The 14299-nt window shown below is 44.9% G+C and carries 15 protein-coding genes; 10 read left to right on the top strand and 5 right to left on the bottom strand.

What is annotated here, in order from left to right; all coding sequences use genetic code 11:
- Window positions 1-31: 31 nt before the first annotated feature.
- From ACTQ50_RS06220 to ACTQ50_RS06210, 3 genes are all read right to left on the bottom strand, one after another.
- Window positions 32-1114: a PucR family transcriptional regulator gene (locus ACTQ50_RS06220; RefSeq protein WP_441483451.1), complete on the bottom strand. Its 1083-nt coding sequence runs from the start codon at window positions 1112-1114 to the stop codon at window positions 32-34.
- 114 nt (window positions 1115-1228) lie between these two features.
- A complete protein-coding gene (locus ACTQ50_RS06215; RefSeq protein ID WP_441483450.1) occupies window positions 1229-2341 on the bottom strand; it encodes an ABC transporter ATP-binding protein in 1113 nt (370 codons plus the stop codon).
- Between the two features lie 134 nt (window positions 2342-2475).
- On the bottom strand, window positions 2476-3375 hold the full coding sequence (locus tag ACTQ50_RS06210) for a damage-control phosphatase ARMT1 family protein (RefSeq protein WP_441483449.1): 900 nt from the start codon (window positions 3373-3375) through the stop codon (window positions 2476-2478).
- Between the two features lie 396 nt (window positions 3376-3771).
- Here ACTQ50_RS06210 and ACTQ50_RS06205 point away from each other — a divergent pair, with 396 nt between their 5' ends.
- From ACTQ50_RS06205 to ACTQ50_RS06185, 5 genes are all read left to right on the top strand, one after another.
- On the top strand, window positions 3772-5715 hold the full coding sequence (locus ACTQ50_RS06205) for a glycoside hydrolase family 127 protein (RefSeq protein WP_441483448.1): 1944 nt from the start codon (window positions 3772-3774) through the stop codon (window positions 5713-5715).
- A gap of 114 nt (window positions 5716-5829) precedes the next feature.
- Entirely contained in the window at window positions 5830-7185 is a 1356-nt protein-coding gene (locus tag ACTQ50_RS06200) for an ABC transporter substrate-binding protein (protein WP_441483447.1), read from the top strand.
- A 94-nt stretch (window positions 7186-7279) separates the two neighbouring features.
- On the top strand, window positions 7280-8197 hold the full coding sequence (locus ACTQ50_RS06195) for a carbohydrate ABC transporter permease (protein ID WP_441483446.1): 918 nt from the start codon (window positions 7280-7282) through the stop codon (window positions 8195-8197).
- Between the two features lie 3 nt (window positions 8198-8200).
- Window positions 8201-9058 carry a carbohydrate ABC transporter permease gene (locus tag ACTQ50_RS06190; protein ID WP_441483445.1) on the top strand — a complete coding sequence of 286 codons (858 nt, stop codon included), beginning with the start codon at window positions 8201-8203 and terminating at the stop codon, window positions 9056-9058.
- 214 nt (window positions 9059-9272) lie between these two features.
- Window positions 9273-9974: a DUF624 domain-containing protein gene (locus ACTQ50_RS06185; protein ID WP_441483444.1), complete on the top strand. Its 702-nt coding sequence runs from the start codon at window positions 9273-9275 to the stop codon at window positions 9972-9974.
- On the opposite strand, the gene ACTQ50_RS06180 is transcribed toward ACTQ50_RS06185, so the two are convergent.
- A complete protein-coding gene (locus ACTQ50_RS06180; RefSeq protein ID WP_441483536.1) occupies window positions 9885-10154 on the bottom strand; it encodes a hypothetical protein in 270 nt (89 codons plus the stop codon). The genes ACTQ50_RS06185 and ACTQ50_RS06180 overlap by 90 nt on opposite strands.
- Here ACTQ50_RS06180 and ACTQ50_RS06175 point away from each other — a divergent pair.
- Both ACTQ50_RS06175 and ACTQ50_RS06170 read left to right on the top strand, forming a co-directional pair.
- A complete protein-coding gene (locus ACTQ50_RS06175; protein ID WP_441483535.1) occupies window positions 10139-10327 on the top strand; it encodes a DUF6783 domain-containing protein in 189 nt (62 codons plus the stop codon). The genes ACTQ50_RS06180 and ACTQ50_RS06175 overlap by 16 nt on opposite strands.
- The gene (locus ACTQ50_RS06170; protein WP_441483443.1) at window positions 10254-11291 is read left to right on the top strand and encodes a LacI family DNA-binding transcriptional regulator; all 1038 of its coding nucleotides are present in this window, start codon (window positions 10254-10256) and stop codon (window positions 11289-11291) included. Before ACTQ50_RS06175 ends, ACTQ50_RS06170 begins: the two co-directional genes overlap by 74 nt.
- A gap of 322 nt (window positions 11292-11613) precedes the next feature.
- Here the strand turns inward: ACTQ50_RS06170 and ACTQ50_RS06165 are convergent, their stop codons facing one another.
- A complete protein-coding gene (locus ACTQ50_RS06165; protein ID WP_441483442.1) occupies window positions 11614-12627 on the bottom strand; it encodes an ABC transporter substrate-binding protein in 1014 nt (337 codons plus the stop codon).
- A 246-nt stretch (window positions 12628-12873) separates the two neighbouring features.
- Here ACTQ50_RS06165 and ACTQ50_RS06160 point away from each other — a divergent pair, with 246 nt between their 5' ends.
- The 3 genes from ACTQ50_RS06160 (at window position 12874) to ACTQ50_RS06150 (ending at window position 14238) form a co-directional block, all read left to right on the top strand.
- Window positions 12874-13113 carry a GNAT family N-acetyltransferase gene (locus ACTQ50_RS06160; protein WP_441483441.1) on the top strand — a complete coding sequence of 80 codons (240 nt, stop codon included), beginning with the start codon at window positions 12874-12876 and terminating at the stop codon, window positions 13111-13113.
- A 114-nt stretch (window positions 13114-13227) separates the two neighbouring features.
- The gene (locus ACTQ50_RS06155; protein WP_441483440.1) at window positions 13228-13716 is read left to right on the top strand and encodes a hypothetical protein; all 489 of its coding nucleotides are present in this window, start codon (window positions 13228-13230) and stop codon (window positions 13714-13716) included.
- 69 nt (window positions 13717-13785) lie between these two features.
- The gene (locus tag ACTQ50_RS06150) at window positions 13786-14238 is read left to right on the top strand and encodes a GNAT family N-acetyltransferase (protein WP_441483439.1); all 453 of its coding nucleotides are present in this window, start codon (window positions 13786-13788) and stop codon (window positions 14236-14238) included.
- Window positions 14239-14299 lie beyond the last annotated feature (61 nt).

Genomic DNA, 14299 nt, shown 5'->3' with positions numbered 1-14299 from the left:
CGCCAGATTTATCTTAATTTACGAAAGCATTTTATTCCGCCTTTTTATATTTAATATAATTCACCACCATCATAGCCAGCTTAAACGTCAGCGCATCCTCAAAAGTTCGGATATCCAGCCCGAATTTCTTCTGCAGCTTCTCGAAGCGGTACACCAGTGTGTTTCGGTGTACGTAAAGCTGTCTGGAGGTTTCGGAAAGATTCAGGTTATTTTCGAAGAAGGTGCGGATGGTAGTGAGTGTCTCGTCGTCAATAGAATCCAGAATCTCTTCTTTGAAAAATTCGTCAATAAACATTTCGCAGATCTCCACCGGAAGCTGGTAGATCAGACGTCCGATTCCAAGACGGTTATATCCAAACACATTCTTGCCAGTATAAAAAATCTTGCCTACTTCCAGGGCAGTACGGGCTTCCTTGTAAGCATCCGGAAGCTGCTTCAGATCATCCGCAATATTGCTGTAAGAAACCCAGGCGGAGGTCATGGCCTCGGTATTCAGCATGTCCACCAGCATATGGGCAATATCATCCAGATCGGAGTAATCCTCAGAAGGCTGCAGTTCACGGAGGACAATAATTCCAGAATCATCGATAGCAGTAATAAAGTCCCTGGTCTTAGCTGCGAAAATATTGCGGATGGTAGCTAGGGCATTTTCATCCTTGCTCTGCTTGGTCTCTACCAGGAAAACAGCACGCCGTACAGTGGTTGCAATATGAAGCTTCTTGGCGCGGTTAAAAGCGTCTACCTCAGAGTAGGAGCCAAGGAGAAGATTCTGCATAAATACGTTCTTGTCGCTTTTTTCCATGTAGGCAGTAAGCAGGCTTTCAATCTGGCAGACTGCCAGTTCCCCGATGGTGGAAGCGGCCTCTGCATTTCCCCATACGATCAGGATGTACTGAAGCTGGTGGCTTTCTGTCACTTTATACAGACGGCAGTTCATATTGGAAATACACAGCGTCTCATCTTCCTTAAATTCTTCTAGCTTCTCTTCAGAAGGAAGGGCTCTGTCGCAGGTGCTGATATAAATGGTGTTATCTAAATTTACAAGGCAGAAATCCAGATGACTGATGTTCTTCCAGTCTTCCAGACATTTCTGGAGAATCTGAAGTAATTTCATAGGTGTGCTCCTTTGTAATGCGGCAAATATGAAATTCCGCAAATCTTTTCCATTATTATAATATAAAAAGCCCCAGGGGAAAACCCCTGAGGCCTAAATTCATTCTTCTAAATATTAGTTGCAGATAACAAGCTCTGTCTCTTTATCGAAGAAGTGAGATTTCTCCATATCGAATGCGAATTTGATTGTATCGCCTGTCTTGGAGTTTGTACGAGGATCAACTCGTGCTGTAACCTGAGTTCCGTTTACATCGAAGTACAGGAATACTTCAGCACCAAGAAGCTCATAAACTTTAACGGTAGATGTCATTGGAGCGCTTGGAGAAGCCTCGATGAACATCTGGGAATCATGGATATCCTCTGGACGGATACCAAGAACAACTGTCTTGCCAACATAGCCATTGTCTTTGAGAACTTTAGCTTTTGCTGCTGGGATAACAACGTCATACTCACCGATCTTAGCAACAAGGTCGCCGCCTTTTTCTGCAATCTGAGCGTCAAGGAAGTTCATCTGCGGGGATCCCATGAATCCTGCAACGAACAGATTGCCTGGCTGCTCATAAAGGTGCTGTGGTGTATCAACCTGCTGAACAACACCATCTTTCATAACAACGATTCTGGTACCAAGGGTCATAGCCTCTGTCTGGTCATGTGTTACATAGATGATTGTTGCGCCCAGTCTCTGATGGATCTTGGAGATCTCGATACGCATCTGAACACGAAGTTTAGCATCCAGGTTGGAAAGAGGCTCATCCATAAGGAATACCTTAGGATTACGAACGATAGCACGTCCCATAGCAACACGCTGTCTCTGTCCACCGGAAAGAGCCTTCGGTTTACGATCAAGAAGTTTCTCAAGGTCAAGGATTCTGGCTGCCTCTCTAACAGCTTTATCGATCTGGTCCTTCGGAACTTTACGAAGCTTCAGACCAAATGCCATGTTATCATATACTGTCATATGAGGATACAGAGCGTAGTTCTGGAATACCATTGCGATATCACGGTCTTTCGGCTCTACATCGTTCATAACTTTGTCACCGATCTTTAATGTACCACCGCTAATCTCCTCAAGACCTGCGATCATACGAAGTGTTGTAGATTTTCCACATCCAGATGGTCCAACGAAGATGATGAACTCTTTATCTTCGATTTCAAGGTTGAAATCTTTAACTGCCTGGAAACCATTCGGGTAAGTTTTGTTAATGTGCTGTAATGATAAGCTTGCCATGATTTTTCCTCCAAAATTTTCAATTAATTAATATGCTTAAAAAAGTTCGATGCTTTTTTCATCTGTTGTTAGTATAGCGAAAACCACCCCAAAGGGCTAGGGCAGAATCGTACAAACTTTTAAACAGTTTCTTGTCAATCTGACGAAAAAGCAGTAGCTTTTGGTGCACGCTTCTCATTTATAAACATTCCCTGTAGTGATTTTGCATGAAAAAGCTGCTGAAACCAGTCACATTTGCACAAAAACAGGTAGTAGATGTTCAGCCCGCAGCCATGCATGGTCTCATAATTGCCCTGGCCTTTGGCTAAAATGACATCTGCACTCTGCAAAAGCTCCCGGGCGTGGGTGCTGATTCCGTGAAACCAGGTGCCCCCTACATCACTGCCATTTCCCAGTACAGGTACAATATCAGTAAGTCCGCAGAACTCCGCATCCTCCATGGTAGCGTCGTTTCCAGCAGGCAGACCGCGCACCAGGGCTGTGATCCTTATGTTGGGAAAAGTTTTTTTCAGCACCTGAATAGCAAGCTTGTCCAGGACGATCTCTCCGCAGTTGTCGGTAATATACACAACATTGGATGCCTTCTTCATGTCCTGACAGAAATTCCGGTACTCCTGTTCATCCAGCCCGTCCTTGTTTTCACTTTTAATAAGAGAAAGCGCAGTTTCCTTGCTGACTTCCGGAAGGGCTGCAAAGTCGATATAGTTGCCAGTGCGGGCGTAAATAAGCGCAGCCTTTAGTGGATCCTCAGAATAGCGGATGGTGGAACGAAGGTCGTCCTCCAGATCCAGCATAAGCTGGTCGTATTCCCGGTTGATCTGACGAAAATCTTCCATAGGAACACCCCAGAAGGAGCAGTAGAATTTCTTCAGCTCTGTGGAAATGCTGGGAACGCAGTCTTCTTCCTTTGGCTGGTCAAAACGACGGCGGATTTCTTCCATATATTGCTTCTTCCTGTCCTCATCGTCAAAATGACGGATCTTTGCCTCCTGTTTCCGGAGCTGACAGGCCATACATTTTGGATTTAATTTCATAGATGCCTCCTGAAAATGAAATATCGAATTAACAGAAACTATAATTATTTATATTATAGCAAAAATTGTCTGACAAAACTAGAGCATGTTTGAAAAAGAGAAAATAATTGGACAAATATGCGCGTACTATGATGAAATAAACATAGAAAAACGTTTAATTGAACTGGAAATATAGTAATAATACATAAAAACCAAGCATAAAATCTATAATAATAGCCGAAAAAAATAAATGGTATTTACAAATCCCGTTTAGCGTGCTACTATCTGTTTAAAGATAAATAAAACGATTAACAAGAAACCAGTAAAACAAAAGAAAAACAAGGTATCAATCCTGTTTTTTATTTTTTACAAAGGAAATTAAACGATTAATCAAAATCGACAAAGGCAGGTGCAAAAATGAAAAAACACTTGAAACAGTTGGATCTGAAGAGAATCCGGATCACAGACAGCCTGTTTGGGGAATATGTGAATAAAGTAAGCGAGAAGATCATTCCCCATCAGTGGAAGATTCTCAACGACCAGCTGGAAGACGCAGAGCCTACCTATTGTATCCGTAATTTCCGCATTGCCGCAGGAGAGGAAGAGGGAGAGCGAAAAGGAGTTGTTTTCCAGGACACAGACCTTTACAAATGGCTGGAATCCGTTGCCTACACCATAGCAGGCGGCAGGGGAGAGAACCTGGAGAAACTGGCAGATCAGGTAATCGACCTGATCGGGAAAGCCCAGGAGCCAGACGGTTACCTGAACACCTATTTTTCCATCAATGCTCCCACGAAGAAGTGGACCAACCTGGTGGAAGGCCATGAACTGTACACCGCAGGTCATATGATCGAAGCAGCAGTTGCCTATTATCAGGCAACCGGTAAGGAGAAATTCCTTAACATTGCGAAAAAGAATGCAGATCTTATATGCAGGGTGTTTGGTACAGGGGAAGGCCAGAAGCGAGGCTATCCGGGGCATCAGGAAATCGAACTTGCACTGGTGAAGCTTTACAAGGTAACTGGAGAGAGAGCATATCTGCACCAGGCTGAGTACTTCATCAGGGAGCGGGGCAGAAATCCTAATTACCTGCAGGCTGAGATCGCGGGAAGAGGACATCCGGAATTTTTCCCGGAGTTCGAGCGATACGATCTGGAATACTCACAAGCTCACAAGCCTCCTGTAGAACAGGATGAGGCAGTTGGACATGCAGTCCGGGAAATGTACATGTGTTCCGCAATGGCAGACCTTGCCGGGGAGTGCGACGATCCGCAGCTTATGGAAGCCTGCGAGAGGATCTGGAACAACATGACAGACCGTAGGATGTACATTACAGGTGGAATCGGAAGCAGCGGTTTCCGTGAACGCTTTACTACGGATTACGACCTTCCAAACAGCACTAATTATTCTGAGACTTGTGCTTCCATCGGCGTGATGATGTTTGGCCAGAGAATGGCAGCTATCACAGGGGATGCCTCCTATTATGATTATGTGGAGAAGGCACTTTATAACACCGTGATCGCAGGGATCAACATTGCAGGAGACCGGTACTTTTATGTAAACCCGCTTGAGGTGGTTCCGGAATTTTGTACAGAGCACACCTACATGGAACATGTGAAGCCGGTAAGACAGAAGTGGTTTGGCGTTGCCTGCTGTCCGCCAAATGTGGGAAGGACACTTGCTTCTCTGGGACAGTACATATACGCAGGAGATGATGAGGCGGTTTATATTAATCAGTTTATCTCATCTACGGCAGATACGGAACTTGGCGAAAGTCAGATAAAGATAAAAATGGATTCCACACTTTTACAGGATGGAAAGGTCCAGATCGAGGTACAGTCCTCAGGACCAGGAAACCTGAACATCCGCATTCCATGGTACAGTGAGAAATGCGAATGTATACAGAATGGAATTTCCATAGAGATACAGCCGGAAAAAGGTTATCAGAAGCTTAGTTTTTCACCGGGAGACACCCACATCAGTCTTGATTTCCATGTGATTCCAAGATGGATGGGAGCCAACGATTCGGTGAGAGCCGATGCAGGAAAAGCTGCTCTTATGAAAGGTCCTCTGGTATATTGCCTGGAGGAAAAAGAGAATGGCAGATATCTTTCCCAGATTTTTATAGAAGAGAATACTTCTATAGAAGAAACGGCTCCGGCAGAAGAACTGGTAGGAAATGTTCCAACTCTTTCCTATAAAGGAATCCGGGTAAGGAACAAAGGCGCAGCTGGCGCGGACCAGTTATACGGAAGCGTAGAACTGGAAAAAGAAGAAGTTTCCCTGAAAGCCGTTCCATATTGTATGTGGAATAACCGGGGCGAAGGGGAAATGATGGTATGGCAGAAGTTAAGAATATAAAAGTGCAGCAATGATTTATTACGCAGCACAAAAAATGGGGTAAGTTAGAAACAGTAAATGTTTACAGCGGCCAGGCAAAGCCGTTATAATAAGATTAAGAAAAGGAGAAGTAGTATGAAGAAAAAACAGTTATTGGGGATTTTACTTGCAGGAACAATGATGGTTGGAGCAGCAGTTCCGGTTTTTGCAGAAGACGGTGACAGAGTGAAGATCACATATGCCCAGTGGGGAAATGAGACTGAGACAGCTGCTACACAGGCAGTTGCAGACAAGTTTAACAGCGAGCAGGACAAGATCGAAGTAGAAGTTGTAAAGATCGACCATGACACCTACGTTACCAAGTTGAACGCTATGGCAACAGCTGGCGAGCTTCCGGATACCGGTATTATGAGTGAAGCCGGCGTTCTGAAATTTGCTGAGAACGGACTTCTTGCAGACATCAGCTCCATGTACGGCGAAGGCGATGCGAAACCGCTTGACTGCCTTACATTCCGCTATGACGGCACACCAGTTGCATACTCCGCAGCAAACGAGGTCCTGAACCTTTGGTACAACAACGACCTTCTGAAAGAGGTTTGCGAGAAACAGGGAATCGATCCATCAGAGGTGACTCCTCCTGCAGACGCTGAAGATGCATGGGATTGGGATACTTTTGTTCAGACAGCACAGAAGCTGACTCTGGATATCAATGGAAAGAACGCTCTGGATCCAGACTTTGATCCGGATAACGTAGATATTTACGGATGCACCATCAACACCCTGCCATGGCAGCTGGAAGTTTGGGCGAAGTCAAACGGCGGCGGATATTACAGTGAAGACGGTTCCGAGTGCACCATCGACTCTCCGGAGACTATCGAAGCACTCCAGAAGATCGCAGATCTGTCAGACGTTTACCACTGCGCACCTCCTGTAACAAGTGCAGCAAATGCTCTTGAGTCCTCCCTTGGAAGCAAAAAAGTGGTTATGGCAACAGATGGTGCCTGGAACGTCGGCACCTTCCTTGGACCAAGCGCTGATTTCGATTATGGCGTAGGTGTTCTTCCTTACATGAAAGAAAAAGTTACAATCTGTACTGGTGGACCAAACGTTGTATTCTCCACCACAGAGCATCCGGAAGAAGCTATGGAATGGCTGAAATGGTACTATCAGGAAGAGAATTCCTGGTCACTGATTGAAGCTGGAACATGGATGCCGATCCTGGATTCCTGGTATACAGATCCTGAGAAAACAGACAAATGGATCAGCAACCCGAACTATCCGGACAAAGACATGTACAAGAGCGCAGTTGTTGATTACGCTATGAACAATGCACAGTCCACATCCTGGTATTATGTAAACGGAACAGAAGAGTTCAACGCAACTCTGGATTCTGTATTCTCAAGCGTATGGGCTGGAGAAGAGACCATGGAAGAAGCAATCAACGAGAACCTGGAAGAGCTTCAGGACATCTTTGCTGAGAACAATGGCTGATAAAATTAGTCTTTGAAAATCTATTAGAAAAAGCAGCATAGCAACTGGGCTGACTGGTTACGGCCGGTCAGCCCGCTTTTAAAGAGGTGCGGGCATGAAATCAAATAAGACAAACAAAATGCAAGTGAAATCAAGAGCCGGTAGAAAAGAAGAAAGGACCGCTTATCTCTGTCTGATACCGGCATTTCTTGGAGTAAGTCTGATCAGTTACCTGCCGACTCTGGCAGTGTTTGTTTTAAGTGTTTTTAAGTGGAACGGTCTTTCCTCACCAGAGTTCGTGGGGATGGAAAACTTCCAGCGTATTTTTACAAAAGATATTTATTTTGCAGATTCTATAAAAGCGACAATTTTGTACGCTCTTCTGGCTGTGGTGGGAGCTATCATTTATTCCCTTCTGGTAGCCTTGCTCCTGAATATGAAAATATGGGGACGGACATTTTTCCGTTCTATCTTCTTCATTCCATACCTTTTGCCGGCAATCGGTGTTTACAAAGGATGGCAATGGTTATATGAAGGCAACTTCGGACTTTTCAACTTTGTTCTTCGAATGATGGGGCTGAAGCCCCAGAGATTCCTGGACAGCCCAAGTCAGGTAGTGCCTTCCCTGGTGGTGATCGCAATCTGGACAAGCGGCAACCTGATCGTGGTTTTCCTGGCGGGACTTCAGAATGTACCAAGGGTTTACATGGAGGCAGCGGAGATTGATGGTGCAAATGCATGGCAGCGTTTCTGGAACGTTACCATTCCAAGCATTTCCCCTATCATTTTCTACAACGTGCTGACTGCCCTGATCACACATCTTCAGGTTATCAACCCGGCACTGGCCCTCACAGACGGCGGCCCGGGCAAAAAGTCCATGTTTATGTCCTACGTCATTTATCTTTATGCATTTAAGAAAAACAAGCTGGGATATGCAGCCGCTTATTCGGTTATCTTCTTTATCCTGGTTGGTATTTTCACAGCAGTACTCTTTAAGACACAGAAAGAGCAGATTTTCGGAGAGGGGGAATGAGAAATGGCTGGAAAAATGGCAAGCAGAAAGCGAAAAGAAAAAGCCTTTAACATTCTGGCGTTTTTCATTGTACTGATCCTGGCCGCACTGGTGCTCCTTCCAATCTGGTGGATCTTTCGTTCCTCCCTGATGAGCACTGCAGCACTGAATGAGTATCCACCGTCTTTTATTCCACACGAGTGGCTTTGGTCAAACTATTCCAAGGCGCTGGAGACTTTTGAGTACTGGACTTATTTTAAGAACACCTTTACCATTATCATTCCGGCAGTTACCTTTGGTACCATCACAGCTATCTTCTGCGGATACGCTTTTGCAAGACTTCGTTTCCGCGGGAAAAAGCTGATCTTCAACATCTGTGTTGGAACCATTCTTCTTCCAGGTATGGTAACTCTGATTCCTCTGTATATTTTCTGGACAAAGGGAATGGGACTTGGTGATACATACTGGCCGCTGATCCTGCCATTCTTAACTGGCGGCGGCTTCTTCAATATTTTCCTGATCCGTCAGTTCCTGATGACAATTCCGAAGGAGCTTGACGAGGCAGCTTCCATTGATGGCGCTGGAAGAATGAGGATCCTGTGGACCATTCTTGTTCCATCTATCAAACCGGCGGTTGTGGTTGTTGGAATGATGCTGTTCATCCAGATCTGGAACGACCTGCTTCAGCAGATTATTTACATTAACAGTATGAGCAAGTTTACCTTTGCCATTGCGCTGACTAACTTTACAGGTTCCTTTGGAACCAACTGGCCGGTGGCGCTGGCGGCGACCTTTATGACAATTCTTCCAGGTATTGTGATCTACATCTTCGGACAGAAGAGCTTTGTGGAAGGTATTGTGCTGACTGGTATGAAGAACTAAATGCGCACGCTGCTTCCAAAATTTATGGTTGCTAATTATGCTTTGGATGACAAATTATAACAATATTAACATTTTCAGGCAGGGCGGCAGCCCTGCCTGTACGAAGTTTAGCAGAGGCTATTCAAAGACAATATTTCAAGAGAGTTCAGTGAGGCTGTGTGCCGCGAAGCATTTTGCGGCGAATAAAATGAACAGTAATGTTTAGGAGATGCATATGAGACTGACAAAGAGATTTATGGATTGGTACCAGGGAAATAACGATAAGGAGAAGGAAACCCCAAAAGGCGGCGCGAAGCGAGTGGGCTATGTACTCTGGAATTATGCCGGCAGACTGGTTGCAGCAAACCTGCTGTTTCTCATATGCTGTATTCCAGTGGTGACGATCCCGGCTGCGCTGTCCGCGCTGAACCGTTATCTTACTGCAATCTACAGAGTTGGCTACGGCTTTTCCCTGGAGGATTACTGGAAAGAATTTAAATCCGACATTGTAAAAAATCTTCCAGCCGGAGTGCTCACAGGTGTCCTTGGATTTTATTCCTATTATCTGCTCAGCCTTGCCGGAAATTTCGGTCAGGGAACTACTCATGACGTGCTGATTGGATGCGGAATTGGAGTCATGATTTTTGTCATTCTCATTGGAGCTTACTATTTTGTAATGTCTGCTATGCTGGAGCTGAGTGTGTGGGCATTGCTGAAAAATACGTTTCTCATAATGGTGCTGGAGTGGAAAATGAGCATCGTGATCGTGGTGACAGTGGTAATTGCTGGTGGAATTTTGCTGGCCCTGGCACCATATTCTCTGTTTCTTCTGCTTACCATTGGAATTTCATTTCCTCAGATGGTTGTGTATGCCTGCGTGGACCGAGCGGTGGAGAGAAGAGTGCTGCAGCCGTTTGAGAGGCAGAAGGCGGAGTAACCAAATCCCGTTACTGTTCACAGAGTGGACAGCAACCCAATCCCAACTCGGCGAGGTTAGATACCGAAGTAGTGATTGTAGCTGTGAATGAAGTATGATAAGATTATATATAGTAAATTTGTCCGATAATAGAATTTTGGATTTGGCGCGAGGCCATTTAGAGCCTGTTTGAAAAATCATTCCTGCAATCTGTACGCCCCACAAATTGTGACGCACATCTTACAGAAAGCCTTTTTCAAACATGCTCTAACACAATAAGAAAACCGGAAGGAGATTCCTATGCCGACCATAAAAGAAATTGCAAAAGCCTGCAACGTATCTGTTGCCACAGTTTCCAATATTATCAATCATAAAGGCAGTGTTGGTGATGCCACCAGGGAGCGTGTAGAGCAGGTAATCCGTGAAATGAACTACACCCCCAACTACGTGGCCAAGAATCTGAAAACCAAGAACACCAGAAGCATCGGTGTTATCGCAGAGGATATGACAGTCTTTGCCCTTCCAGACATTATTGACGGAATCACGGAATACTGCGAGGAAGCTGATTACCAGATTCTCCTTGTGAATCTCCGTCTCTACAAGAAATTCCAGGACAACTATTACCGTGACAACCGCCACAAGGACATTGTACGCCAGGAAATCCAGAAGCTTCTGGCAAAACAGGTAGAGGGAATTATCTACGTGGCAGCCCATGAGCGCCTGATCGACATCCTCCCGGAAGACCTGCCCATTCCAATGGTGGTTGCTTACAGTTTCACAGGCAGCGAGAAAATCCCTTCTGTAGTAGTGAAGGATATTAAAGGAGCCCACAATCTTGTCAGCTATATTGTCTCCCGTGGGCACAAGAAAATCGGTGTCATCGCAGGCAAGAAAGAGAGTATCCACACCCAGTCCCGTCTGGAAGGCTACCAGAAAGCCCTGTTCGAAGGTGGTATTCTTTACGATCCAGACATGATCACTTACGGAGACTGGGATCGCCAGAGTGGCTACGCCAACACGGACATCCTTCTGGAAAAAGGTGCCACCGCCATTTTCTGCATGAACGACTTCATGGCCGGCGGAACCTACGACCGCCTGGAAGAGCTTGGTCTTCACGCGGGCAAGGATGTAGCCGTAGCTGGCTACGACAACCGTGAAATGGCCTGCTACGAAAAACCTCCCCTCACCACCATGGCTCTCCCCCTTCACGACATCGGCTACAAAGCCTGCCAGATCATCATCGGCATCCTGACCAATGAAGAAGTAGAACTGGACAATGGAAACTGCTTCGTAGAGTGCATTCCCTGCATCCGGGAATCCGTGAACCAGGCAGAATGAAATTGTATAGCAAAAGAGATATGGCAGCATAAAATCTGAGTAAGATGCAGCCATATCTCTTTTTTGAAAGATTATAAAATGTTATGGAAATTTCTCGGACTTTCTTATTGTCAGTTGCCATCAACCAGCAATTTTACATGGTATATTCATGTAGCAGACCATTTCAGGAGCGGTCTTAGTGAAGACGAGATCCATGACTTACGTAGACTTATGCGAGAGGGCTCTCCCGAGCGCATTAGTCGAAGTTAGTCATTAACTTGTCGGAACGTTGCTCCGGTCTGCGGTGAATATACCATGTGAAATTGCGTACGGAAAATCAATATTATTTCACAGCAGCTTTAGCAAACTCTGTAGTAACGAGCTGCTCATAATCTACCCGCTCTGTAAGTTCCCCCGCACTTTCCAAAATATCCTGCAGTAGCTCAAAACTATCCTTCTCAAACACCAGATTCTCCTTCCATGTATCCTGCTCATAATAACGTGTCACAATAGTGGTAAGTGTCTCCAGATCCGTCTCAGGGAACTGCGGTGCGATCACCTGTGCAATCTCCTCCGGAGAATGACTCTGTACGTAATCCATACCCCTCTGAAGCGCGTTGGTAAAGCTCTGGATCACCTGTGGATTCTCATCCAGAAAACTGGTCTTCGCACTATATGAAGTATAAGGAACATACCCCGAATCCACACCAAGAGAAGCCACTACATATCCAGCCCCCTCTTTTTCCAGAGCTGTGGCCGAAGGCTCAAACTCAACTGTAAAAGCCGCCGACATATCCCCGGTAAAAGCCGCAGCCGTAGATCCAAAGTCAATACTCTGGTCAATCTCCAGATCCGTAGCAGGATCAATACCATGATTTTTCAGAATATACTCAAACACCATTTCCGGCATGCCGCCCTTACGTCCTCCAAGAACTCTGGTATCCCTCAGATCATCCCATGTAAAATCCGGCATTTCCTCCCTTGCAACCAGGAAATTTCCAGCCCGCTGTGTGAGCTGCGCGAAATTCACAACCGGATCAGTAGCACCTTCCTGGAAAGCATAAATAGAAGCCTCAGCCCCCATAAACCCAATATCAGCCTCCCCGGAAATAACCGCTGTCATCGTCTTATCCGCCCCGAACCCTGTAACCAGTGTCAGATCCAGACCTTCCTCCGCGAAATACCCTTCCTCAATGGCCACATACTGCGGCGCATAAAAAATCGAATGCGCCACCTCATTCAAAGTAACCCTGGTAAGCTCCTTCTCCTCTTTTTCCCCCGCAAAAACCGCAATCGGCAGCGCCGTCACCGCCAAAACCACAGCGGCAGCCAGTGAAATCCATCTTTTATTTTTCATGTGGAGACTCCTTTTTTGACTTCTGATTTTAGGATATGCAGAAAATTAGAGAAAAGTTCATAATGTATCTCTAACTTTATGGTTAGAGGCTGTGGTTTTCACCCCTTTGTGTAACTTTCTATATGTTTTTGGTGTAATTCCTGTTTTCTTCTTGAATACTTTTATAAAAAATGAAATCACAAAAACCTGTCAGTTGTGCAACTTCTGTTATGTTATACTCTGAGGACGATAATAGCTTCATAGAGCATGTTAAACGAATATATTGCGGGGATTTTTGTAGCGAAAGAATTACGTTCCCATGGAATTGGCAGGCAGCTTTTGAATTATGTAAAACAGAGATATGAAAAGCTCTCATTGGAGGTGTATCGGAAAAACATCCGGGCAATTGCATTTTATCAGAGGGAAGGCTTTTCGATTCTGTCAGAAGCGGTTGATGAAGACACAGATGAGAAAGAATATATAATGGTCTGGAAGAAAGAAAATTGAATTATTTTCTCATGACGAATATGTTTTGACTCGTTGTAAACCCAGTGGAATGATGCTATAATTCAGCCAGATAAATCGGCTCATACCGAAATGATTTTTATGGAGGGATTAGAGATGTTGATGTTGCTGCAAATGGCATTGTACTGTCTACTGTTTATTGGTCTGGTGAAATGTGCAGTGAAGGATAATGGACTTAATGTTCTCTATTTTTACCCGAAAGAATACATAGAGGAAGCTCATAAGCGGGGCATTGCGGATAAGGATGCCACGATGAAAAAGGGAAAACGCTTTATGACACCATTCCTCATTATTATCTTTGTTGCGCTGATTTTGATCATTGCCTTCTGGAACCATGTTACAGATTTTAAAACTGCCTATATCCAGGCGTATCTTTTCCTTGTGGTTATGAACTGGTTTGACGGTATCGTGCTTGACAGAGTGTGGGTAGTACATAGCAAGATCTGGCGTATCGAGGGAATGGAAGGTGTCCCTTACATAAAATCCTGGAAAACTGTACTGGTAAAACGTACTGCAGCCATGGTGCTGTATCTGGTTGTTGCACTGGTGATTGCTGGGATTGTGGTGTTGATTGGGAAAATTTGAATCAAGATGCTCATAGCCAGAGGGACTCATGCGTGGGTCCCCTTTTTATTAATATTAGGAGAAAAATCAATGAAGATATATGAAATACAAGAGCGTACCTTTTTACTGAATATCCTTCTGGAAATCTGGGAAGGTTCCGTCCGTGCGACGCATAATTTTCTTTCAGATGAAGAGGTGGATCAGATCAAAGAATATGTTCCAATGGCGTTGAAAAATGTAGAATATTTGCTCATTGCAGAAAATGAGTCTGGTGAACCTGTTGGATTTATGGGAATAGAAAATAATCGCCTGGAAATGCTTTTCCTGTCTTCTAAAGAGCGGGGAAAAGGACTTGGCAGAAAGTTGCTTCAATACGGAATTGAGAATTACGCAGTAGGAGAGCTCACCGTCAACGAACAGAATCCTCAGGCGGTAGGCTTCTATGAGCATTTAGGTTTTCAAACCTACAAAAGAACAGAATACGATGAAGAAGGAAATCCATATCCGCTATTATATATGAAACGTGGCAGTGGTGGAAACTGATCCGGATTTTCTGCGGCTCATTGGAAAGGCTGCGGAATACTTCGGGAAGGATATAGCTGCT

The sequence above is a fragment of the Blautia sp. Sow4_E7 genome (genome assembly GCF_052116245.1).
Lineage (GTDB): Bacteria > Bacillota > Clostridia > Lachnospirales > Lachnospiraceae > Blautia_A.
Note: the sequence above shows the minus strand (reverse complement) of the source record. Positions and strands in the feature narration are given on the sequence as shown.